We start from the raw sequence: 23,514 nt of genomic DNA, 5'->3' as shown, positions 1-23,514 counted from the left end.
TAGTTGTAAATCCCCAATCATCCCACACAATAAATGGTATAAATTATGGCAAATGTCAAGCAAATTTTGCACGGATTCCCAGATGCTGCTACATCTCAACAGGATTTAGGTGATAAGTAAGTTTGAGAGGATGTTTGTCAAGTCATGATTAGTGTATCAACTATTGTTTTACCCCACCCTAACCCTCCCCTTACAAGGGGAGGGAACTGGATTTTATTGTTTTGGTGTGGTCGGTGTGTTCCCCATTCCCTATTCCCTGTTCCCTAAAATAAAAATTACCTGTTGAAAACTGATCAAACATCCTCTGAGAGATAATTGTCAAATTTTCTGATCTGCTTGCTGTGTAGGCATTTCAAATGCTACCAGTCAATCAGAATAGTTACAAACTATTCATATTTAGTCGATTGTTGCTTAACAATTAAGATCGCAAATTCTACTCAAATATACCTGAATCGCCATCTGGGTAGGCAAATCACATAAAGTTAATTTTGTCAAGGGTTATTAAGATGCACTTACCCTGGTTGAACTATACCCTCACCGGACATTCAGATTACGTTTATTCAGTAGCCTTCAGCCCGGATGGTCAAACCTTAGCTTCTGGGAGTGGGGATAACACCGTCAAACTGTGGGATGTCGCCATCCGGCGGTCAATCGCTACTCTCACCGGACATTCAGATTGGGTTTATTCAGATTACGTTTATTCAGTAGCCTTCAGCCCAGATGGTCGCACCTTAGCTTCTGGGAGTAGGGATAAGACCATCAAACTGTGGGATGTAGCAACCCAAGAGGAAATCGCCACCATCACCGGACATTCAGAGTATGTTAATTCAGTAGCCTTCAGCCCGGATGGTCGTACCTTAGCTTCTGGGAGTGATGATGAAACCATCAATATTTGGCAAAGGAATTTATCTGACAACAATGATAAAGGTGATGAACAGGATGATGGCGATGAACAGGATGATGGTTATGAACAGGTAGATGGTTATGAACAGGATGATGATGATGAACAGGATGATGGTTATGAACAGGTAGATCAAAATCCTGAATTATCTGAGCTAAAAAATGCAGCAAATAATGATGCTTGGGAAGATTTAACAGAATGGATTGCTGAATCTATTTGTGATATTAATTTCACCGCAGCTGGTGAATCAGTTACAAGATTAATCACAAGAGTCCGACATAAAACTCCCCGTGAAATAGCACAGAGACTAATTATTCATAAATCCTTACAAGCAGCAGGATTAGAATTAATTGGAGATGTGGTAGCAACGGTTAATAATATTTTAGATGGATTAGGAGCAGAGGGGATTGATATACCAAAAATAGCCAAATTAGGGGCAGAAATGGTTTATCAAATCGCAGAGATTTATGGATTTAATATGGATGCTCCCGAAAGAAAACAAGAAGCTTTATTTATATTTGGCTTTATTTTCTCAGGAGAAAAAATAATAGATATAGGAATAGATTGGTTAAAGTTGGGTTACATTAATAAAATACTAAAAGTGGGTATTAAAGCCTTAATGATTTATGGTCTAGGTCATGTGGCTTGTTTCTATTATGAATATAAAGATAAATTTGAATTTAGTCTCATTCCTCCAGATGATTTACTTAATAAATTGCGTCGAGAAAGAGATGATTACTTCCCAGATGATGTATCAGAAGCAACTGTCAAACAAAAATTAATAGTAGAAATTTCCATTGCTTTCCCTGAAATTACCTATGAACTTTTAGAGTGTCTACTAGCAGAAAAGAAATGGAGAGAAGCAGATGCAGAAACAGAATATATAATTTCAGAGTTATTAAATAGAGAGATTAAAGACGACACTAGCAAGATATTTACCAAAGATATCAATCAAATTAATCAGTTATGGTATCATTACAGTCAAGGTAAGTTTGGTTTCCAAGTCCAAAGAGATATTTTTCATCAATCTGATATCAATAAAGAAATTGGTAAGTTTGGAGAAGCATTAGGTTGGCGTGGAGAAGCATTTTTAGGTATTGGTGCGTTTAGTTGGAAAGACTATGATGAATTAGTTTTTGAACTTGATCAATCACCCAAAGGACATCTACCTGCTTTTTGGTTTCATAAATATGAAAAGCACAAAGGTTTTATTGTCAAATCTTATTTGAAACCAATACTAGAAAGAGATGATTGGCACAATATAAAAGCTTTAACTTTATCTGAAGATAATTAGCACCAACACTTGATGATGGTGGGGTTAACTTACTTCTCCAAGCTTTAACCAGAGACGAATCAGCCGATGTCAAGGATGCGGCTTATAATCTCCTGTACTCTAAGTATGGCAAGTTAATTGAGTCTGTAAACGCTTATCAAGCACAAAAATCACTAACATCATGGGAGTTAGAATATACCCTCACTGGACATTCATATTCGGTTTGGTCAGTAGCCTTCAGCCCGGATGGTCGCACCTTAGCCTCTGGGAGTGGGGATGAAACCATCAAACTGTGGGATGTCGCCACCCAAGAGGAAATCGCCACACTCACCGGACATTCAAATTACGTTTGGTCAATAGCCTTCAGCCCCGATTGTCGCACCTTAGCCTCTGGGAGTGTGGATAATAAAACTTAATTAATACTTCATTAGTAGGTAATATTAAAGAAGGTCACGAAAGTAGGGGCAATTCATGAATTGGCCCTAGGCAAAAATAGGGTTTTCAGCCACATCTTGCGTAAGTACTATAATATTATGGGCAATAATCCCCTGAAAAATTCTCATCATTATTTAATAATCTCAAAACTTATATGATTATTAATTCTATAAAATAAAAAATCAGAATCAATAGTAAGAATTTGATAAAAACCAGTTTTCTCCGCGGTCAATACCAAAGTAGCATCAGCCAAATCCATTGGTCTATCTTGATATTTCTCCATTAATACAAACAACCGATTATAATCACTAGATTGAATTTCATAGATAGTGAGCAAACCGTCTAAAAGCATTTGCCCCAGTTGTTTTTGCATCACCCAACCGCCTCTATGAAGAGAAAGATACATCGCCTCAGTCAAACAAGCCCAAGTTGTCACCATAGGTTTACTGACACGCATCACCAGATTTTTATAAATTTGATGTTGCGGTTGTGTGCAATCTACTAAACAAAGCAAAACTCCTGCATCACACAGAATCATAACTCTAAACCCTGCTGACGATATTTTGCCAGCAAACGTTGTTGATACTCATTCTGCGGTTCATGATTTAATATAGATAATTGATCAACCTTTTCAAACCACCGCTTCCACCTATCGGTTAAAGATTCTGAAGATTGAACATTAACTGCTTGATTTTGCTGTTGTGCAATCAAGAAATCAATAAACTCATCTACCCTCGATACCAGAGGATCTGGTAATTGTTGTAACTTATTAACCACAACTTCACGAGTATTCATAGATTTATTCCTTTACTCTGTACTTAATGATAACCTAATTATCCCCCGCAATCTCTTTAATATTATGTGCAATAATCCCCTCTAACAAATGCACCTCTTGATTTAACTTTTCCAACTCCTGATTTAACCCTAAAATCTCCTCAATAAACTCCTCCTCCGTCTTCCCATCTTCCTTATGCAAAAACCACGCAAAAATAGTAGTAGAAGATTTAAACGTTTCTGGGATGATTTCAAATCACTTAGCCCAAGTAATAGCTGATTGCAGTTGATGAAATGCGATCGCCCCTAGAAGCAGCAGAAATCAGAGCTACAGAAAACCACTCAAAGATCAAGTAGTGTTAAACTTCAAAAGCACCAACACCTTAAACTGGGTATACATGATGGGTGGGTAAAAATGGTCAAAATCACTGGACGTAAATTTGTAGGTCGAGAAAATGTTTATGATATTGGGGTTGAGGGTGACCATAATTTTGTGATTAAAAATGGTCTGATAGCCTCTAATTGTTTCAATAAGTCTCATTCCACTGCCTATGGATATGTAACTTATCAAACTGCGTATTTAAAAGCTAATTATCCATTGGAGTATATGGCGGCACTGTTGACGGCGAACAGTGGCGATACGGATAAGGTGCAGAAGTATATTAATAACTGCTCTAATATGGGGATTACAATAGATGCCCCTGATATTAATCGTTCTGGTCTGGATTTTACACCGATAGATGGAAAGATTTTATTATTTGGATTTACAGCAGTGCGGAATGTGGGACAAAATGCGATCGCCTGTATTTTGTCTGCAAGAGATGAGGGGGGTGATTTTAAGTCCCTAGCTGATTTTTGCGATCGCGTGGATTTGCGTGCCATTAACCGGCGGACTGTAGAATCTTTGATTCAGTGTGGAGCTTTCGATAAAATTCAACCAAATCGTCACCAATTAATCTGTGATTTAGAACTAGTTTATGATTGGGCGCAATCCCGAGCCAAAGATAGGGCTATAGGTCAGGGGAATCTTTTTGATTACTTAGGTACTAGTAATAATACCAGTAAGCAAACAGGGAATAATAGTTTTGAAACGGTTCCCAAAGCTGAACCTGTGGCTGATTTGATGCCCCAGGAAAAGTTACGTATGGAAAAAGAATTACTGGGTTTTTATGTATCAGATCACCCATTGAAGTCCTTAAAGCCAGCAGCATCGCTGCTCACTCCGATTAACCTTTCACAATTTAAAGAACAAACAAAAGATACGAAAGTTTGTGCAGTGGTCATGCTGAACAATGTCAAAAAAGTGATGACTAAGAAAGGCGACCAAATGGCAATTTTACAAATAGAGGATTTAACTGGACAATCGGAAGCGGTGGTTTTTGCCAAAACCTATGAACGTATCAGTGAGCAACTCGAAGTTGATGCGAGGTTAATTGTCTGGGGTAAAGTAGATCGGCGGGATGATCAAAATCAACTGATTGTTGAGGACATAGAAAAAGTTGAGCAGGTACAAATGGTAATGGTGGAACTGAATCCGCAACAAGTAAGTGACATCCAAACCATGCATAATTTAAGGACGATTTTACAAGAACATTCAGGGGACAAAGAAAGGGCAAAAACCCCGGTGGTGGGAATTATACAATCAGAAACTTCTCGGGAATTGGTTCGCTTCGGTTGGCAATATTGCGTCCAAGATTCTCGCGGTACAGTGCAAGCCTTGCAAAATGCTAGATTTAGCGCACATCTAAAATCACTCACAGGTAGTTAACATCTGTGGAATTTAGAATTATATTTTCTCTTGAGGAGGTTTGGCAATGCCTTGCTTGAGGAGATTTGCCTCAATTTCCCTGATGAATTGCATATCTTCGGGGGACAGGGGCTGGTTTAGGTTTCCAGAATCTTCGCTGAAAGCGGGTTGCTTGTGGAGAAAATCGAATGCTTGGCGGAATTCATGGGGACTGGCTTTAATAGGCGAATCAAAATGACAAGCAATAATCTGGCGAAAATCCCAGGTTGCTACTTGTTCAGCCCACTTGAGGACTTGTTGAGGTGCTTGGGGTAAAATGAGAACTTGGAGGATGGGGGCTACAAACGGGCGTCCATTACCTTGGAGCATATAGAAAGACTTTTGCCAATCCTCTCGCCACCGAAAGGGAAATAAACCAAAGTAAGCTTTTGGTGAATGGTCTGGTGCTTGGAAAGCATCGCGCAGCATTTTGCCTAATCCAGTGGTTTCTAAGGAATGAGGACTAAAGTAGACTGCAAATAGTGAAATACGTTGCCATCCTTTGCGGCGATTTTCTGGATGATCTGTGATGGCTTCCCCTCCATGATCCCGAGCATGGAATAGTAAGGGGTAAGGGTCTAACTGGTTGATTGGGGGTGGTTCTTCGGGTATGGACAGTATGGAGTCAGTCAGAAGTAGGGTGTGCGATCGCTTGTGAAAAAATGCCACTTCTACAAATGAACCGCGTCCCAAGTTGATATCCAGCACCTGATAATCAAACTCATCAGCAAAAGGACTGTCACTACTATCTTCTGGAAGTACCTGAGTGCGTTCTGGGGGAAAACCCAGCCAACTCAGGGGTAAATTGATGGGGAAACTCCATTGATGGGGCGCAACAAAAACCTGTGCTTGGGGGAAGCGGCGAGCAAAAGGACCAACAAAAACCTTATGTTCTAGACCGGAGCTAGTGGGTAGAATGATGTATTTAACATCGCCGTGTTGTGTGACTAAGTTGTTAACGAGGCGGACACATTCAGGAGTGGGAGCAACTGGGGCGTAAACCAGAAGACCTCCCCGTGCAAGTTTCACCACAGTCATCCGAATGGGCACAACAGTGTAAAGAATGCCTTGAAGCTGATCGAATGTCCAGATAGTATCTTTGACTATTTCTGAGCAAATTGTCCGCCGTTTACCGTAGGGATATAGAGGTACAGCGGGCCAGAAGTGCCATGACCAATCTCGGGGATGAGTACTGGGTTGTTCCATTTATGTCTGTGGACGTTGAGGTTTTACACTGTTAATTGTGATTATTGCCACTAAGGCTATGGCGAAAATTAGTGCCAGGTTTCTCAGTAAAGAATTTTGCCAGTGCTTGATTGCGATCGCCACCAATGCCCAAACTGTGACTCCTGTATAGGCAAAGTCTTGGTGTTGGGTGACAATGAGGGCGGCAATAGTAAAAGCCGCTAATAACATAATAGCAGAAATGTTGAATGTCTTTACAAAACTTTACATAATTCTGTATAGTAGTCTTATCAAGGGTGAAAATGTCAACATAGCATAATATCTTCCATCCAATGGACGTAACTGATTTGTTGACACATACAGGCTTGGAGATAGCGAAATTTATCTAATAACTTATCACCCCATTCTTTAGGAATAGAGACGAGTCCTAAAATTAGATAAGCGATGAGACTTGCATACAGTTGAATCGCAATACCATTCACATTTTTAGTAATTAATTTATCCAGCTTCAAGTGCATCTTTAAGAACTTCCATAACAGTTCGACTCCCCATCGACAGCGATAAATATCCCGGATATCTTCATCTGTCACTGGTGCTTCTCCATCGGCTGGTAAATTAGTAACCAACCGGAATTCTACTTCAGTTTCTAAGTCACAAAAATTAATCACTCTATAAGCTTTAGCATCTTTAGCTGAACCAATTTTTACTAGTCCAGTTTCTGAATCAGGCTCTAGTTTCCAATTATTTTTTATTCGTAAAACAAAATACTTACTAGCTTGGTTTAATTCGTCGATAAAATTTAATCCGGCGAAGCCCCTATCCATTACTCCAACAGCATCTGCTGGCAATTTAGACATCATTTTTGAGCCAAACTTATAATCATGTTTATGCCCAAAATTGATGAAATTATCCTCTGGAATTCCCGTGGCAAGATTGAGAGAACTAAAAAGCTTTACTTGGTGATGACCTAACACCCATAGTAATTTACTTGTCAATGTGATGACGGTTGAATCAATTGGACATATTGCGTATTTATTATGTAACTTCTTCTGGGCTTTTTTCTGAATTAATTGATTTAATTGCTGATATATTTTTTGGAATGGTTCTTGGCTTCGATGTGTGTTGGCTTTGGAGAATGTGCCAATATTCACGCTAAACCCTGTATGATTTAATCTTTTAAATAAATCCCGCATACTCGTTAAGCTATTATCCAGTGCATAAGCTAGCCAACACTCCACGAACAGACGGCTATTCAATACCGGATAATCGTTTTTTGGTAATGGGCTGAGGATGTCTTTGACAATCTTCGGAAATGAATTTATAATCGTCATTAAACAATACCTTTTAGATAGCTAGCCCAAATTTTAATATATTTTGGGCAATTTTTATACCCTCTTTCTTAACATTCAACACTTGTGCATAATAGCAGTCCATATTTCAGGAGAAATCCCCCAGCCTTGCCAACCGTGAAAATACAAAGCAGAGGCTATATTAACAATAGTTGCCACACTAATCCAGCCCAGATAAATACTGATAGGAAAGTGAACACACCACCTCTTGCTTTGAGACACACGCTTTTTGCCAATGCCTAAGCGCAAATAGATAGCAATTAGTGGTATGAGAATTAAGAGTATGGCGATCGCAGACAGAGCAAAGAGTTGGGAGAGGAAAAGATATACCCAGATAATTTGAGCCACAGAGGCAATCACCAACAAGTACCCGCTTTTGCGTAAATCGTCATCATACCTGTGGTTGGGGAGAAATTGATAAATTCCGAAAGTGAATAAACCTAGATAAATCAGTCCCCAAATAGCAAAAGCATAGTTAGCGGGGATAATCAGGACATTAGCGAAGAAAGTATTAGAAATTTCTCCTATAGTCAATCCCTGGAGCGGAAAAAGATTGGATACTACGTTGACAACAAAACCGGCAATAATTGCGCTTAAAGTCGCAACTTGCCTGATCAAATCCCCATCATTTCCAGATGTAGAATTCTGCATAAGAGAATCACAAGATTTATGTCCTGGTCTACTTTTAGTTTACCGCTTTATGGAGTAGGAGTTGATTTTGACAAACTGCCTCATAGCAGAAGTATAAAATACCAAAAAAATATCAAATATAAATAGGCAACAAAGCGTCAAAGGAGGTTTGTCAGTGGATAACACATCTACAAAGAACCAACATTTAGTATCAGTGGCAGCAGGTGAAGTAAACTTAGAGGGGAATTTGGTGATTCCTGATGGAGCCACAGGTATAGTAGTATTTGCTCATGGCAGTGGTAGCAGTCGCCATAGTCCCCGTAATCGATATGTTGCTGGAGTTTTACAACAGGCTGGACTAGGAACGCTGCTAATTGACTTACTAACTCATGAAGAGGAAGAAATTGACCTGATAACAGGACATTTGCGCTTTGATATTGAATTATTGGCACGGAGATTAGTGGATACCACAGACTGGCTAGGACAGTACCCACAAACCCATCACCTGCAAATAGGTTACTTTGGAGCGAGTACAGGGGGCGGGGCGGCTCTGGTAGCGGCGGCGAAACGCCCTGTGTCTGTGAAAGCGGTGGTTTCTCGTGGCGGACGACCTGATTTAGCCGGTTCAGCGTTACCTGATGTCCAAGCACCAACACTGCTGATTGTTGGTGGATACGATACCCCAGTGATAGAGATGAATCAGGATGCACTGGAACAATTACGTATACAAAAGCAGTTGGAAATTATTCCTAGAGCCACCCATTTATTTGAAGAACCGGGGACATTGGCAGCAGTAGCACAATTGGCGAGTGACTGGTTTACCCGTTACCTGACACCGGAAAGCTCATAAGCAAAGCCCTCAGATAGTCTCTGGGGGCTTTGATAGAAAAGAATATTGTCCCGCCCTTTGCTGGGTAGGACTGGCTATCTATTCCCACCCTATAGGCAGATGGGAAACTCCGCAAACAGGTTAATTGCGGAAACGTCTCTTACTCTGCCTGTGCTTGGCAATTTCTTTACGTTTGCGTTTTTCCAGAGGGGTTTCAAAGTGACGATGCTTCCTCATATCTGGAAAAATGCCTGCTTTAGACACTTCTCGCTTAAACCGACGTAAAGCTGACTCGATAGCTTCATTTTCACCCACTATGATTTGGGTCATTATCTCTCCTAATATGTTAATTTAATTGATCTTCCGACAGTGGTAACCAATTCAGTTACCTAGAGTATACAAAAAACAGACCTTTGTCTAACTTTAAGATTCCAGCTGATTGAAAGCTTAGTGGGGTTTACGGGAGCAGCCAACCTAGATGCCTGCTGTAAAACCTACCCAAAGCTATACAAGTGTGGGAGTATCTGACTAAAACCACGTATCATCTTCGGTGTTTACTTTCTGTTTTAACTTAGTCTGAGTATGACTACTAGTAAGGGTTTTGTTCACTCCACAGGCTGAAATGGTAGAACTCACCGCTTCTGAAAGGGTACACCGACTGACGGATGGCATTTTATGGGCGATTTAACGAAACTGGTACTAAGACTCCCACATTTGTGCAAGATTTAGGATTTTTGCTCCTGGTGTTCTGGATGTCTTCGACAAGCTATGGCAAGTCCGGACGTACAGGATCCCTCCAGGCTTACGTACTTCGCTGTTTATATGTGAGCTTGACGGACATGAAGATATTTTAGCATTTGTAAATGTTATCTGGGAATCGGGTTTTATTTTGGCCGGATGCGGGTCAATTAAATATATCTAGTTGCTTGTAGCTGATTTTCTAGGTTTGCACGTAAGCGTAGGTCTGCTATTGACCAAACCCACAACAACTTATTTGTAGACAAGGCGAAATCTTCCTGTTTATGGGTAACAATTGCATCTAGCTGCCAATACTGAGCACAGGATAACTCTACAGCGGATTCAAAATCCTTGAGAGGTAATGAGCGTGCTGTTTGGATAATTTGTTGGTCAACGTGAGAAACTGCAATTTTCTGCTGTAACCAGTATACTAATATATCAGTAATATTACTTCCATTTAAGCAACTGGCATAGACGGAAATTTTTTGCCAGCCGACATTTGTCAAATACATCTGAATCAATGGATCTACACCGTCTAATAATTGTCTAATATCTTCTGTTAATTCTCGGCGGTTCATGAAGGCTTCTAATATTAAATCAGCATCCAATAAAATTCTGATCACTTGAAATACCCTTTATAGTCTGATAACGATAGCGTCAGACATCCTCACCAGAGGCATTGATTTTACATCCTTGATATTGATATCTACCGTACTTACTTGAGTAATCAATCATCAAGGATGCAATTTATACAACACAATGTGTAAGTATAAACAGGCTTTAGCTATCTCAATTTGGTATGGACATAATTAAATACAAGCTGAACTAGCAAGATTTCAGATAAATCAGCGATGAAATTAGGTTTTAATTTGTAGTGTTTAGCCCAATTATCTGCAATTCCTATGGAGGGAAGTCTGGAAAAACCTCAAATATGAGCTATGGGATTCCCGTTTAATGATCAATTTATTGTTTGATGCGGGGGGAGAATCGTGAATCAGGGAGATTTCCGTGGGTGAGATTAGTCCACACTGTATGCTTACATACAGTGTGGCCCTATGGGTGACTCTGGGTATGTCGTCAGACATTAACTGACCTGGAGGAATTAAAAATTTAAACTCGGCCAGTCTGCTTGACGATAATAGTGGGTCATGTCGTCAAATTTCCGTAGTTCCACAGAGTGGATGGAAAATTCTGGAGAACTTTCCAGCCATTGCTGATTCAAATCAGACAACATAGTGGTGAAATTGCTCCGGTCTAAATCGGAGGGAATGTCGCCAAAATAGCCCAATGTAACGTGAGCTGTCAGGTGATAATGCTGTTCAATACCCAAAGCCATTAACTTGGGATTTTGATAGATTTGGCGGCGAAATTGAATAATCTGCTCATAAGAGGGTTGGTCATGGGGAACTAAACAAACACCTAAAGCTCTGGGCATTACTATCAATCCGAGCATTTGCCATTGAATGGGATCAGTGGCGTTGGTGATGGATTGTTGATATTGCTGCAATATTTCCCCACAACAAGAACGTAACTGTTGTTCAAAGTCAGGGTTTTCTTCGCATGCATGAAGATAAGCACTGTCCCAAATCAAGTCAGCTAAAGTCAAATGAAAGCTAGTAGGGGGTGTAGGGACAATCAAATCACTATTAACAGGTAACTGTAAAAGTTCCTGCTGGTAAGACTTTAATTTTGTATAGAAACTAGAGTTTTTCCTATCTTCCTCTGCAGGTGGGGTAATGAATGAATACCCAGGAAAAGGTGTAGCTTGTCTGAATCCAGAATGCAAATGAAACTTAGCAGACTCCTGAATATGCTGAATTTGGGATCTGTAAGCTTCCGGTAGCGTCATTCTTGCTACCCGGTTCAGGTAAGTTTGATAGTTGTCGTCCAATCTTGCTAGCCTCGCGCTCTCACTTGATAGATTTTAAGGAAATTTACTCAGATTATGCAGAGTGATTTCAAAAGTGTTTAACTTTTTTTCCAGGATTTTCTTCCTTAGTTCTAATTATCACACAGGAAGAGGATATGCTAGGGCGAACGGTTAACGGTTTCAGGTCTACAGGTCTATTATTTGGTATCTCAACCATCTACCAAAAGAGTGAATTTTGTATTGGTATAGATATGAAAAGTAATTCATCCGTTCTGTTGCTGTCAATTTATATTAAATCAGTCACACTTAAACTAAACATTAAAACACACGATGATAAAAATATTAGATGCGCTGATTAACGCTCTCGAGGGTATAGAAATTATCACTGAACCTAGCCATGTGGCTAAATTATCTCAAGATTATCACACTTTTAGCCCGGTTCTAGTACCAAAGCTGCAAGGAAAAGTTGGGGATATGGTTGTCCGTCCCAGCAATGAAAAAGAAGTAATAAAAGTTGCCCAGGCTTGTGTAGAATCCCAAATCCCTGTAACTGTGAGAGGTGCGGGAACTGGTAATTATGGGCAGTGTGTGCCTTTACATGGGGGCGTAATTTTAGATATGTCGAAGATGCAGGGGATACCTTGGGTAAAACCGGGGGTAGCACGGGTAGAAGCTGGGGTGAAGTTGGCGGCCATAGATAAAAAAGCTAGGGAAATAGGCTGGGAAATCCGAATGGCACCCTCGACATACCGCACAGCGACTATTGCTGGATTTATTGCTGGTGGAAGTGGGGGTATTGGGTCAATACAGTATGGGTTGTTAGGCGATCGCGGTAATATTTTAGCCCTGCGAGTGGTAACCTTAGAAGACCAGCCCCGTGTAATGGAATTGCGAGGTGATGATGTCAGTAAAGTAACTCATGCTTGGGGTATCAATGGCATTATTACTGAGGCGGAAATTCCCTTAGGGCCTGCTTACCCTTGGGCGGAAGTGATTGTTACTTTTAATGACTTTATGGCAGCTGGGAGGTTTGGGCAAGCCCTGGGTAATGGGGATGGGATGATTAAAAAATTAATTGCGGTGTTTGCAGCGCCCATTCCCGAATACTTTCACCCACTACAAGACTATATTCCTCAAGGTAGTCACTCAGTTTTTTTAATGTTGGCGGAACCGAGTTTAGAATTATTACCGGGTTTAGTGCAGCAATATGGTGGACAGATTACTTATAAAAAACCAGTTGCACAAAAAAGTCTGAACTTGGGGGAATTTACTTGGAATCACACCACCCTTCACGCCCGGAGTATAGATAATTCAATTACCTACTTACAAAGTATGTTTCCCCCCGATCCTAATTTGGAATTGGTAGAGCATATGTATCATTACTTTGGGGATGAAGTGATGATGCATTTAGAATTTTTCCGAGTGCATGGAAGGGTAATTCCTGGTGCTTTACAGCTGGTGCGTTACACCACAGAAGAACGCCTAAATGAAATTATTCGCTATCACGAAGCCAAGGGGGTATCTATTGCTAATCCCCACACATATATTATTGAAGATGGGGGGAGAAAGGTGATTGACCCTGAGCAGTTAAAGTTTAAGGAAATGGTTGACCCTTATGGGTTAATGAATCCTGGTAAAAGCAAGGTTTTAGAATTTAAGAAATGAAGCTGTGAAGATGATAAGAGTATTGATTCCTGTGCAAATAAGTTTTTACAGAATTCGCTAAAGCCTTTGCTAATAAAGGAGGTACAGCATTACCAATCTGGTTAAACTGATTATTTTGGGAACCTTGAAATTGAAACCAATCAGGGAAACTTTGTAGACGCGCGCCCTCACGAACTGTCAGCCTTCTTCTCCGTCCATCTGGTAAACGAATGCGTAACATATCACCGGTTGGACTGGATAAATTTCTACAAGTGACTGTTCTGACAGGGGAATCCAAATGAATATCTCTAGGGTTGATGCATTTAGAAGCTATAGCAACCGCCAAGGAGGTTAGGACGCAAAAAGCAAGACATCCTCAATGGCATCTCGTAAAGAATCAAACCGCTCAAGTTTTTTGCGGATTCGACTTTTTAACCAAGACCAACATTTTTCAATCTGATTCAGGTCTGGAGAATAAGGTGGTAGGTACAGCACTTCACACCCTGCGTACTGAATCAGTTGTTGAATGCGCCCACCTTTATGAAATGTGGCATTATCCATCACCACAACCTGTCCTGGTTTGAGTGTGGGAAGCAAACAAGCTTCAAGCCAAGTCTCAAATACTATTCGATTACACGCACCCTCAACAGTGAAAGGAGCTATCAGCTTATGGTTACACAGCGCGGCAATTATGTTCACCCGACCTTCACGACGACCTGATTTAAGTGCATGGAAGCGCTGTCCTTTTGAGTTCCAACCGTAATCATACTGGTCTCGGTTGTCCATTCCTGACTCATCGAGGTATACAATCTTCTCCACAGGTAACTCAGACAACTGCGTTACGAAAGCCTGTCGTTTGACCTCATCGCGCTCACGGTAGCCATAAGTCTTTTTTTTCGCGTAAAACCAATTTTTTTCAAAGCTCTTGAGATTGTGCGATCGCTAATTTCTTCAGGCCAAAGTGAGGCCATCTCTACTTGGGTTTTATCGCCATGTACGGAAGCAAACTCACGAAATTTTTCCCAATCGGTAATTTTGTGACCATTCCCAGGACGCTGATTAGGCAAGGCTTGGAAGTCCCCCGTTTCGGTTTTTCGCTTCAACCATAGGGTGATGGTGTTGCGACTAATATTAAACATTTGACTGGCTTGAGTTTTCTTCAAGCCATCGAGTTCAATCGCTTGGATTACTTTTTGACGAAGGTCGTAACTGTACGGCTTGGGCATATACCTGTAGCAAGCGATCGCTTCACATGAAAAGGGACTACTTATAGTTTATGCTTAAATTACCTTGGCGGTTGCTATATCTCATACTTTTTAATATATTGATCCATGCTAGGAGTCAGAAATTTAGAATTAGGTGGTGCTAAATATGCTAATTCTCCCAAGGCTTCCCCAGCAGTGTAAGGTGCATATAAATGTGTTTTTTCCGGCCACTCCCACCCGCCTTTATGTGCCACACAAAACAGTCTCTCTCGTTTTTGAGGTACACCATAGTGGGCGGCGTTTAAAATTTCCCATTCAACTATGTAATTAAGTTTTTTTAAGGCTAAAACAATTTCTGCAAAATATTTCTGATTACGAAATAGCATTCCCCTGACATTTTCAAACAAAGCTAGTTGAGGACGATAACGCTCAACAGCAGCAAGAAAAGTTGGGAAGCCATCACGACTATCTTTTAAGCCTAATTGATGACCACTGACGCTAAAGGGTTGACAAGGGGGACCGCCAATTATAACTGTAGCTCCCTCAATTAAATCAGATAATGGTGTTAAATTAACCTGATGACAGACACTCGGCAGATTATGTTGATATGTCGCGCAGGCATCTGCTAAAATTTCGTAACCAATTGTTGGAAAACCTGTAGCTTCAAAGCCCAGGGCTAACCCACCACAACCAGCAAATAAATCAATGACTAAATGCTGAGTTTTATTTGTTTGAGGTAGTTGTAGTTCTGTTTCTAGAAAGTTCGGGTAAGGCGGTCTGAATGTCAAGGTTTGAAATCAAATCTTAAAGAACTAATTAGATAAAAGTAGGGCACAAGCCCTAACTATAAACCTTTAAGACGTGAAAATCTATGGTGTGAAAACCTGAACAGTATCATTGGGGACAGATAATTGTACCCGTGCGCCGATGGGTAGGGGGATATCAGCGATGGTGCGAGCATGAATTTCTTTCCCAGAGGCGGTTTTTAAACAATAGAGATACTCCCGCCCTAAAAATCTGCGGCTGTGAATAAATACAGCCGAATCAGTGGCTGGTTCTAATCTTAAGCCTTCCTGACGGATCATAATTTCACCCGTATCGTTGCTGAGGTTAACTGGTAATTCAAAATTACCTACTTCGGTTTGCCAAATATTACCTTGACGACGGGCGGGAAGGAAGTTAGCCTGGGTGACAAATTCAGCGACAAACCTGGATGCAGGATGAGTGTAAATTTCTTCTGGTGTGCCTATTTGTTCTAAATGTCCTTGTCTCATGACACCGACTAAATCGGAAATTGCTAGCGCTTCTTCTTGGTCATGGGTAACAAAAATGGCTGAAGTACCTGCGGCTTTGAGGATGTCGCGAATTTCTTCCCGCAAGCGCAACCGCACTTGTATATCTAGGTTGCTTAAGGGTTCATCTAACAGCATGAGTTGAGGTTGGGGTGCTAAGGCGCGGGCGAGGGCGACTCGTTGCTGCTGTCCCCCTGAGAGTTCGTAAGGGTAACGTTTTTCTAAGCCTTGCAGGTTGACTAGTTCTAGGACTTCGTTGATACGTTTTTGTATTTGCTGTTTTGAGGCATTTTTTAAGCCAAAGGCGACATTTTCGGCGACGTTTAAATGGGGAAATAGGGCGTAGTCTTGAAAGACAATGCCAATATCACGCTGTTCGGCTGGGACGGAAATAGAACGATCGCAAACTATTTTACCGCCAATTTCAATTTTTCCTGCTTGCAGGTTTTCAAAGCCGGCTATCATCCGCAACAGGGTAGTTTTACCGCAACCAGATGGGCCGAGCAATCCCAATATATCCCCTTGTTGGAGGGTTAAGGATACGTTATTGACGGCGGGAGGGACATTTGCAGAAAACTGCTTGGTAACATTCTGTAATTGGACAATCGGGGGTTTCATAGTAGCTCACAGAGGAAATAATGCGATGAGTAATTAAAATTTGGCGGGAGTTTCTGTTTTGGGTGTGGTTTTCTCTTGTTTAATGTTTTCTTGAGATAGCACTAAGAAGGTTGAACCCATGGAAACTAGCAGCATAGTCAGGGAGGCGGCGGCCGCATCGGCAAAATCTACGTTTTCTGTGGCTTGCCAAATGTGTGTGGCTAGGGTTCTGAAGCCTATGGGTGACAGCAGCATGGTGGCGGGGAGTTCTTTAATGGCTGTGAGAAATACTAATACTGCACCACTAAGTACACCAGGTCTCACTAGAGGAAAGGTGATTTCTTTTAAGGTTTGCCAAGAATTTCTACCTAAGCTACGTGCTGATTCTTCAATCTGGGGATTTACTTGTAACAGACTGCTGCGGATAGCTCCCACTGATTGGGGTAGAAATAAAACTAAATAGGCAAATATTAACATTGGCAAGGTTTGATAGATCAAAGGTAAGTAATTAGCCCCAAAAAATACCAATGATAAAGCGATGACTATTCCTGGTAGACCAAAACTAATGTATGAGCACCGTTCAATGATGGCGGTGATTTTCGTGGGGAATCTCACTGATAAAATTGCTATGGGTAGGGCAAAGATGATGGCGGCGATCGCTGCTAATCCAGAGGCTAAAATAGAATTGAGGATAATGGGTAGCAAGTTGGGGAAGTTATAACCGGTGTTGAGTCCCCGAATTAGCCAAAATAAGGTGATACCTACTGGTAACACTACGCCGAAGCTAGTTATCAGTAGGCAGAAGCCCAGGGCTGGCCATTTCCAAATTCCTAATTTGACAATTTTGGGCGGGCGCAGAGAGGCGGAACCACGTGTGTAATATGCAGCCCGCGATCGCATCCGATATTCTAGCCATAAAATAAAAAGTACCAGTGTTACCAACATTAAAGATAACACTGCGGCTGTATTGCGGTTAAAGCTAGCTTTGTATTGGATAAAAATTACTCTTGTAAAGGAGTCAAACCGCATCAATGAAGGTGTACCGAAGTCGCGCAATGCATACAAAGCTACTAACAAACCACCTGCAATCATTGATGGTCGCAGCTGAGGTAAAACCACCTTAAAAAAGGTTTCTTTACTGCTATAACCTAGACTGCGCCCAGCTTCTTCTATCGAAGGGTCTATACCTTGTAGTCCTGAACGTATACTCAGGAGTAAATAAGGGTAAGTAAACAAAGTAATTGCTAAAACTGCTCCGGGAAAACCATAAATAGAAGGTAACTCTTCTACTCCCAAAGGTTCTAGTAATATTTGTAAAAAACTGCCTCTGGGTGCTAAGGTGGCAATCAAAGCAAAACTGCCCACATAGCTAGGAACTGCCAAAGGTAATGTAGTGGCTACTAGCCAAAATTTACGTCCTGGTAGGTCTGTGCGCACTGTTAAAAAAGCTAATGGCACAGCAATCAGTGCGGAAAATACAGTTACTGTTGCCGCCATAGCAGCACTCTGTAAAAATACATCAATATTACGGGGACGAGTGATTAATGCCCAAAACTCATCCCCACCAATACCGACTGCGCGAATCACTAAATATACTAACGGTAGGGTAATAGCCACAGCTACCACCGCCGCCGCTAATATAAGAAATAATGGAGGGCGAACCGATGATTTCAACTTTTACAAAACTCCTGCCTCTTGTAGCAATTCTAAGGTTCCTTCTAAATCTTGTAAATTAGTCAGGTTAATATTTGGCCCCTGAATCTGACTTAATGGTACTTGATTTGCTGGCCCTGCTACTCCTTTGACTAAAGGATATTCATTTGTTTGTGTAGCAAAGTATGTTTGTGAACTTTGTCTGAGCAGGTAGCCAATAAATCTTTCGACTTCGGCTTTTTGCCCAGTAGAGTTCATAATTGCCACACCTGCGATGTTAATCATCGATCCGGCGTCTTTATTAGTGTAGTGAGCCGCCACAGGGAAATTAGGATTAGTGTTTTTGAAGTTAGCTAAGTAGTAATTATTCGTGAGACCGATGTCAGCTTCTCCGCGTCCTATGGCTTCGACAATTGTAGTATTGTTGCGGTAAACTTTTGCGCCATTGGCTCTCATAGCTCGTAACCATTGCAGAGTTCTGGGTTCTCCTTCCAGGGTGCGCATGGCGGTGACAAATGATTGGAATGAGCCGTTAGTAGGGGCCCAAGCAACTCTACCGCGCCATTGTGGTCTGGTTAAGTCCCAGATAGAATTTGGTAGTTCATTCTGTCTGACGCGATTCGTATTATAGTTTAATACACGCGCCCGTCCAGAAATACCCATCCAATGTCCCCGGGGAGAACGAAAGCGAGGGTCTACTTGGTTGAGCAAGTTAGGTGAAATAGTTGTGGTTAGCTTGCGTCTTTCTAACGCGCCTAAAGCACCTGCATCTTGAGCAAAAAATAAGTCAGCACGGGTATTTTTACCTTCTTCTACAAGAGCAATAGCCAACTCTGCAGTATCACCATAACGCACTTGGATATTCATACCCAAGTCTTTTTGGGCTTGTTCCAGTAAGGGGGAAATCAGTCTTTCTCCTCTACCTGAATAAATAGTGATAGTTCTTGTCTGTGCATTGACACTCAGACCAACTCCCCAGCTGAGCATGAAAGCTACAGCTCCGGCTGAAACTTGCTTTAATGACAAAGTTTTCAATTGTTTACCCTCGATTTTTCCTTAACAGAAATATTTGGCAATAGATTTGACTACTTATAACTATTATCATTAAGTAGTCCTAGTAAGCAAGAAGAATTCTCAAGTTTTTTTGAGCGGGTTCTGCTGGTGTGAGCTAACCAAGAGCCAGAGCAGCTTAAATGACTGCTACTTCCTGCATGATTTGTAGTGTTTTCTCCAAATCATTGAGGTTACTCAAATCAATTTTTTTATTTTGTTGGCGAATTTCAGTCAGCGATATCAAATTCCCTGGGGTAGAAATTCCCGAAACCAGAGGATACTCATAAGTTTGATTAGCAAAATAGTTTTGAGCATCTTGACTGAGCAAAAATTCTGTAAACCTTTGAGCTATATTAGGATGCTTGGCAGTGTTGAGAATTGCTACGCCGGCGACATTGACTAAAGACCCAACATCTTTAGTAAAATGATGTGCCACTGGAACTTGAGGATTATCTTGTTTAATCCTTTCCAAATAGTAATGGTTAACAAATCCTACAGCTACTTCACCACGACCTAAAGCTTCCACTATTGATGTGTTATTAGGATACACCTTTGGCTGGTTAGCCCTAATACCTCTTAACCATTCCTTAGCTCTCTCATCTCCTTCGGTAACCCGTAACCCGGTTACAAAGGATTGAAACGAACCATTGGTAGGTGCCCAGGCGATTTTACCTCTCCATTTCCGGTCAGTAAAGCCAAAAATTGAGGATGGTAATTCCTCTGTTTTTACTAAATTAGTATTGTAATCTACCGTACGGACTCGACCAGTAACACCTACCCATTTACCCTCTGGAGAACGGTAAGCACTATCGACCTTATTTAGCAGGGAGTCGGGTAATTTTACGGCTCTACCGGCTTTTTGCAGCGCTCCGAGAGCGCCTGCATCTTGACCAAAAAATACATCTGCGGGACTATTTGTACCTTCTTCCAAAATTGCTGATGCTAATTCAGCCGTATCACCATAACGGACTTGAATTTTAGCATTAGTTTCTTGTTCAAATTGCTTGATTAATTCACCGATGAGTTTTTCGTTGCGTCCTGAGTAAATTACTAATTCTGACTCTAGCTGTGTGGCACCTTGATCAGAATTCCCATTACAAGCAACTACTAATCCAGCGCTAGCAGTTGCTATTCCTAAATAAATAAATTGGCGACGTTTCATGCTTTCCCTAAATCGGAACTATTACAGATTTTCATCAAAAAATCAACTGGTATAGTCAGCTGAGACAAAAATTGTCCTCCTCCTACCAATTGGATGCAAAGATGACTGATTTTGCGGTAATGCTGTGTTTTTTTAGTTCATATTATTGACAATACTTGTAAATTATGTTTCCATCAATACTTGAGAGTAATTTCTATTAAATCAGAATTTTGCTCTAAAAGCAATTAGATTCACATAGGAATTATTCTCTAATAACTACGTGGTGTGAAGAAGAAAGATGTTGTCAAATAAAGTTTATTTATGGCTGCTAACCTCTGTAACCGTGACAGGACAGGTACTTCTGGGAACTGCAGTATCAGCCACTGAAGTCATAGATCAGCAAGTAAATTCGGTAGAAACATATATCGCTCAAACCAGCAGTATTACTGGTGATCTAGGTCAAGTTACTAATGTTTCCCAACTATCAGACATAAGACCTACAGATTGGGCGTTTCAGGCTGTACAGTCTCTTATCCAACGTTATGGTTGTATTTCTGGTTACCCTGATAACACATTTCGCGGTAATCGCACCCTCACCCGCTATGAGTTTGCGGCTGCTTTGAATGCCTGTTTAGACCGAGTTAATGAACTGATTGCTACAGCCACCGCTGATGTGATTACTCGCAGTGATTTAATCACTTTGCAGAGGTTACAAGAAGAGTTTTCCGCAGAATTAGCTACTTTACGCGGTCGAGTGGATACTTTAGAAGCTAGAACTGCTCAACTGGAAGGGAATCAATTTTCCACAACCACAAAACTGAGTGGGGAGGCGATTTTTGCTGTAGCCGATGTATTTGGTGGTGAAAGAGGTGACGATGTGAACCCGATTCTAGCTAATCGGGTGCGTCTGAATTTTGACAGTAGCTTTACAGGTAGGGATCGTTTACGAGTGCGGCTGCAGTCTGGTAATATCTCACGATTTAACTCTGGTAGTCCTACTGGTACTGACATGACTCGTTTGGGATTTGATACCTTTACGACTAATGGTAACAACTTAGTAATTGATGACTTTTTCTATCGCTTTCCAGTTGGTAAAAACACCACAGCTTGGTTAATTGCCAATGGATTTGGCTCTGATAATGTTGTTCAAAGCACCTTCAATACTTTATTGCAAGGTGGTGGTACTGGTTCTATTTCCCGCTTTGGGAGGTTTCATTCCATTTACCGCCTAGCTGAAGGTCCAGGAGTGGCGGTCAATCATAGACTCAGTAATAGTGTAGCGGTTTCTTTGGCATATCGGGCTAGAAATGCTAATGATCCCAGTGACAAAAGAGGACTGTTCGATGGTCAACAAGCTATACAATCACAACTAACCTTCCAACCTAGTAGGAATGTGGGTTTGGGTTTAACTTATGTGAACTATTACGCACCTAGTCGCGCTGTCAATTTAACTGGTGGTATTGGTAGTGGTTTTGCTAGGCAACCTTTTGCAGATGATTCTGCTACTTCAGCTAATGCTTACGGTGTACAAGCTAGTTACCGAGTGAGTCCTAATTTCACTGTTTCCGGTTGGGGTGGTTACACTCAAGCGGAAGCTGTAGCAGGTAGTAATGCAGGTAGGAAAGCAGATATTTGGAACTGGGCGGTAACTTTAGCTTTCCCGGATTTAGGTAAGAAAGGTAACTTAGCTGGTTTTGTATTTGGTATGCCTCCTAAGGTGACTAGCAATGATGTGGCGGACCGTGAAAACCGAGATACTTCTTACCATATAGAAGGTTTCTATCGTTATCGGGTGGCGCAAAATATCGATGTTACCCCTGGTTTGATGGTGATTCTCAATCCAGAACATAATAATGATAATGAGACCCTCTGGGTGGGAGTTTTACGGACTAGGTTTAGTTTCTAAACAGTCTGGGGCTATCAAACATTTTGCCTGTCCCTGGGGTGAAATGCATTGTCATGGAAATTTCAGGGATAGTGGGGCGATCGCACAGTGAGCCTAGGAAACAGACGCAAGTCCATAAATTGATCTGTCTGTAGTTACTCAATTTAAGGTACAATCAAAAGCCTGCTAATTAATGACAATGCTGCTGACAGGAGATGCATATGGCCCGGATGTATTATGACGAAGATGCCAATTTAGACCTTTTGGCTGGAAAAACTATTGCCATTATTGGCTATGGTTCCCAAGGTCATGCCCACGCCCTTAATCTCAAAGATAGTGGTTTGAATGTGATTGTGGGACTATATCCGGGTAGTAAGTCAGCAGCTAAAGCCGAAGCAGCTGGTTTAACTGTGAAATCTGTAGCCGATGCTGCGAAAGCTGCTGATTTCATCATGATTTTATTACCGGATGAAGTCCAAAAGACAGTTTACAAAAACGAAATTGAACCAAATCTAGAAGCTGGGAATGTTCTGGCCTTCGCCCATGGCTTTAATATTCACTTTAGCCAAGTTGTACCACCTGCAAATGTAGATGTGGTGATGGTTGCACCCAAAGGACCGGGACATTTAGTACGCCGCACCTATGAGCAAGGACAAGGGGTACCGGCGCTGTTTGCAGTTTATCAAAATGCTAGCGGTCAGGCACGCGATCGCGCCATGGCTTATGCTAGAGGTATTGGTGGTACACGGGCTGGTATTTTAGAAACCACATTCCGGGAAGAAACCGAAACAGATTTGTTTGGTGAACAAGCGGTATTATGTGGTGGTTTAAGCGCCTTAATTAAAGCTGGATTTGAAACCTTAGTAGAAGCTGGTTATCAACCAGAGTTAGCTTATTTTGAATGTCTCCACGAAGTCAAACTAATTGTTGACTTAGTTGTAGAAGGCGGACTAGCCCAAATGCGGGATAGTATTTCTAACACTGCTGAGTATGGCGACTACACCCGTGGTCCTAGAGTGGTTAACGAAACAACCAAAGCGGAAATGAAGAAAATTCTCAGCGAAATTCAATCTGGGCAATTTGCGCGGGAATTTGTCTTAGAAAACCAAGCGGGTAAACCAGGATTTACCGCTATGCGCCGCCAAGAAGCTGAACACCCCATTGAGGAAGTTGGTAAAGATTTACGCGCCATGTTTAGCTGGTTAAAGAAAGTTTAATTAGGGTTTGTAGTGAGGGCTTCAGCCCTCCACACTGTTAAATATTTGAGTACTTTG

The 23,514-nt window shown here is 41.4% G+C and carries 21 protein-coding genes and 3 pseudogenes; 7 read left to right on the top strand and 17 right to left on the bottom strand.

Annotated features, from left to right (window positions below; all coding sequences use genetic code 11):
* Nucleotides 1-530: 530 nt before the first annotated feature.
* Nucleotides 531-2,195: pseudogene (locus IM676_RS05680) on the top strand (GUN4 domain-containing protein); the annotation flags it as partial.
* A gap of 176 nt (nt 2,196-2,371) precedes the next feature.
* A pseudogene (locus IM676_RS05675) lies at nt 2,372-2,590 on the top strand (WD40 repeat domain-containing protein); the annotation flags it as partial.
* Nucleotides 2,591-2,739: 149 nt separating this feature from the next.
* On the opposite strand, the gene IM676_RS05670 reads toward IM676_RS05675, so the two are convergent.
* The 3 genes from IM676_RS05670 to IM676_RS05660 are packed head-to-tail and all read right to left on the bottom strand — an operon-like array spanning nt 2,740 to nt 3,585.
* Nucleotides 2,740-3,147: a type II toxin-antitoxin system VapC family toxin gene (locus IM676_RS05670; RefSeq protein ID WP_200988860.1), complete on the bottom strand. Its 408-nt coding sequence runs from the start codon at nt 3,145-3,147 to the stop codon at nt 2,740-2,742.
* Nucleotides 3,144-3,404: a hypothetical protein gene (locus tag IM676_RS05665; protein ID WP_200988859.1), complete on the bottom strand. Its 261-nt coding sequence runs from the start codon at nt 3,402-3,404 to the stop codon at nt 3,144-3,146. The genes IM676_RS05670 and IM676_RS05665 overlap by 4 nt, the downstream gene beginning before the upstream one ends.
* Before the next feature lie 34 nt (nt 3,405-3,438).
* Nucleotides 3,439-3,585, bottom strand: coding sequence for a hypothetical protein (locus IM676_RS05660; protein WP_200988858.1), 147 nt, complete (start codon nt 3,583-3,585; stop codon nt 3,439-3,441).
* Nucleotides 3,586-3,798: 213 nt separating this feature from the next.
* On the opposite strand from IM676_RS05660, the gene IM676_RS05655 reads away from it, so the two are divergent.
* Nucleotides 3,799-5,151: a helix-hairpin-helix domain-containing protein gene (locus IM676_RS05655; protein ID WP_200988857.1), complete on the top strand. Its 1,353-nt coding sequence runs from the start codon at nt 3,799-3,801 to the stop codon at nt 5,149-5,151.
* Between the two features lie 18 nt (nt 5,152-5,169).
* On the opposite strand, the gene IM676_RS05650 is transcribed toward IM676_RS05655, so the two are convergent.
* From IM676_RS05650 to IM676_RS05635, 4 genes and pseudogenes are all read right to left on the bottom strand, one after another.
* On the bottom strand, nt 5,170-6,375 hold the full coding sequence (locus IM676_RS05650; RefSeq protein ID WP_200988856.1) for a DUF4336 domain-containing protein: 1,206 nt from the start codon (nt 6,373-6,375) through the stop codon (nt 5,170-5,172).
* Nucleotides 6,376-6,585 (bottom strand): hypothetical protein, encoded by a 210-nt coding sequence (locus IM676_RS05645; RefSeq protein WP_200988855.1) that lies wholly within the window; start codon nt 6,583-6,585, stop codon nt 6,376-6,378.
* Between the two features lie 74 nt (nt 6,586-6,659).
* A complete protein-coding gene (locus tag IM676_RS05640; protein ID WP_200988292.1) occupies nt 6,660-7,685 on the bottom strand; it encodes an IS4 family transposase in 1,026 nt (341 codons plus the stop codon).
* Nucleotides 7,686-7,772: 87 nt separating this feature from the next.
* A pseudogene (locus tag IM676_RS05635) lies at nt 7,773-8,354 on the bottom strand (tryptophan-rich sensory protein); the annotation flags it as partial.
* Between the two features lie 154 nt (nt 8,355-8,508).
* On the opposite strand from IM676_RS05635, the gene IM676_RS05630 reads away from it, so the two are divergent.
* Nucleotides 8,509-9,183 (top strand): dienelactone hydrolase family protein, encoded by a 675-nt coding sequence (locus IM676_RS05630; RefSeq protein ID WP_200989311.1) that lies wholly within the window; start codon nt 8,509-8,511, stop codon nt 9,181-9,183.
* A 120-nt stretch (nt 9,184-9,303) separates the two neighbouring features.
* Here the strand turns inward: IM676_RS05630 and rpsU are convergent, their stop codons facing one another.
* From rpsU to IM676_RS05615, 3 genes are all read right to left on the bottom strand, one after another.
* Nucleotides 9,304-9,492 carry a 30S ribosomal protein S21 gene (gene rpsU / locus IM676_RS05625; RefSeq protein ID WP_017803988.1) on the bottom strand — a complete coding sequence of 63 codons (189 nt, stop codon included), beginning with the start codon at nt 9,490-9,492 and terminating at the stop codon, nt 9,304-9,306.
* 578 nt (nt 9,493-10,070) lie between these two features.
* Nucleotides 10,071-10,523: a hypothetical protein gene (locus tag IM676_RS05620; RefSeq protein WP_200989310.1), complete on the bottom strand. Its 453-nt coding sequence runs from the start codon at nt 10,521-10,523 to the stop codon at nt 10,071-10,073.
* A gap of 479 nt (nt 10,524-11,002) precedes the next feature.
* The gene (locus IM676_RS05615) at nt 11,003-11,791 is read right to left on the bottom strand and encodes a DUF1868 domain-containing protein (RefSeq protein ID WP_200989309.1); all 789 of its coding nucleotides are present in this window, start codon (nt 11,789-11,791) and stop codon (nt 11,003-11,005) included.
* A 309-nt stretch (nt 11,792-12,100) separates the two neighbouring features.
* On the opposite strand from IM676_RS05615, the gene IM676_RS05610 reads away from it, so the two are divergent.
* On the top strand, nt 12,101-13,435 hold the full coding sequence (locus tag IM676_RS05610) for an FAD-binding oxidoreductase (RefSeq protein ID WP_200989308.1): 1,335 nt from the start codon (nt 12,101-12,103) through the stop codon (nt 13,433-13,435).
* On the opposite strand, the gene IM676_RS05605 is transcribed toward IM676_RS05610, so the two are convergent.
* From IM676_RS05605 to IM676_RS05575, 7 genes are all read right to left on the bottom strand, one after another.
* Nucleotides 13,425-13,655: a DNA cytosine methyltransferase gene (locus IM676_RS05605; RefSeq protein WP_225880458.1), complete on the bottom strand. Its 231-nt coding sequence runs from the start codon at nt 13,653-13,655 to the stop codon at nt 13,425-13,427. The two genes, IM676_RS05610 and IM676_RS05605, sit on opposite strands and share 11 nt — an antisense overlap.
* A gap of 110 nt (nt 13,656-13,765) precedes the next feature.
* A protein-coding gene (locus IM676_RS05600) for an IS630 family transposase (RefSeq protein ID WP_200986959.1) occupies nt 13,766-14,640 on the bottom strand; the annotation gives its coding sequence in 2 pieces (ribosomal slippage) (nt 13,766-14,308 and nt 14,311-14,640; 873 coding nt in all).
* A gap of 74 nt (nt 14,641-14,714) precedes the next feature.
* On the bottom strand, nt 14,715-15,407 hold the full coding sequence (locus tag IM676_RS05595; protein WP_225880457.1) for a DNA cytosine methyltransferase: 693 nt from the start codon (nt 15,405-15,407) through the stop codon (nt 14,715-14,717).
* Between the two features lie 81 nt (nt 15,408-15,488).
* The gene (locus IM676_RS05590) at nt 15,489-16,529 is read right to left on the bottom strand and encodes an ABC transporter ATP-binding protein (RefSeq protein ID WP_200989307.1); all 1,041 of its coding nucleotides are present in this window, start codon (nt 16,527-16,529) and stop codon (nt 15,489-15,491) included.
* Between the two features lie 33 nt (nt 16,530-16,562).
* Nucleotides 16,563-18,182, bottom strand: a complete 1,620-nt coding sequence (locus tag IM676_RS05585; RefSeq protein WP_200989306.1) for an ABC transporter permease — start codon at nt 18,180-18,182, stop codon at nt 16,563-16,565.
* 3 nt (nt 18,183-18,185) lie between these two features.
* The gene (locus IM676_RS05580) at nt 18,186-19,196 is read right to left on the bottom strand and encodes an iron ABC transporter substrate-binding protein (RefSeq protein WP_318780264.1); all 1,011 of its coding nucleotides are present in this window, start codon (nt 19,194-19,196) and stop codon (nt 18,186-18,188) included.
* 154 nt (nt 19,197-19,350) lie between these two features.
* Nucleotides 19,351-20,376, bottom strand: a complete 1,026-nt coding sequence (locus IM676_RS05575; protein ID WP_200989305.1) for an iron ABC transporter substrate-binding protein — start codon at nt 20,374-20,376, stop codon at nt 19,351-19,353.
* Between the two features lie 277 nt (nt 20,377-20,653).
* On the opposite strand from IM676_RS05575, the gene IM676_RS05570 reads away from it, so the two are divergent.
* Together IM676_RS05570 and ilvC are read left to right on the top strand one after the other, a co-directional pair.
* Nucleotides 20,654-22,261 carry an iron uptake porin gene (locus tag IM676_RS05570; RefSeq protein WP_200989304.1) on the top strand — a complete coding sequence of 536 codons (1,608 nt, stop codon included), beginning with the start codon at nt 20,654-20,656 and terminating at the stop codon, nt 22,259-22,261.
* A gap of 200 nt (nt 22,262-22,461) precedes the next feature.
* Nucleotides 22,462-23,457, top strand: a complete 996-nt coding sequence (ilvC, locus tag IM676_RS05565; protein WP_200989303.1) for a ketol-acid reductoisomerase — start codon at nt 22,462-22,464, stop codon at nt 23,455-23,457.
* Nucleotides 23,458-23,514: the final 57 nt, after the last annotated feature.

It is taken from the genome of Anabaenopsis elenkinii CCIBt3563 (assembly GCF_015245355.1).
GTDB lineage: Bacteria > Cyanobacteriota > Cyanobacteriia > Cyanobacteriales > Nostocaceae > Anabaenopsis > Anabaenopsis elenkinii.
This window is presented reverse-complemented; position numbering and strand designations above follow the sequence as displayed.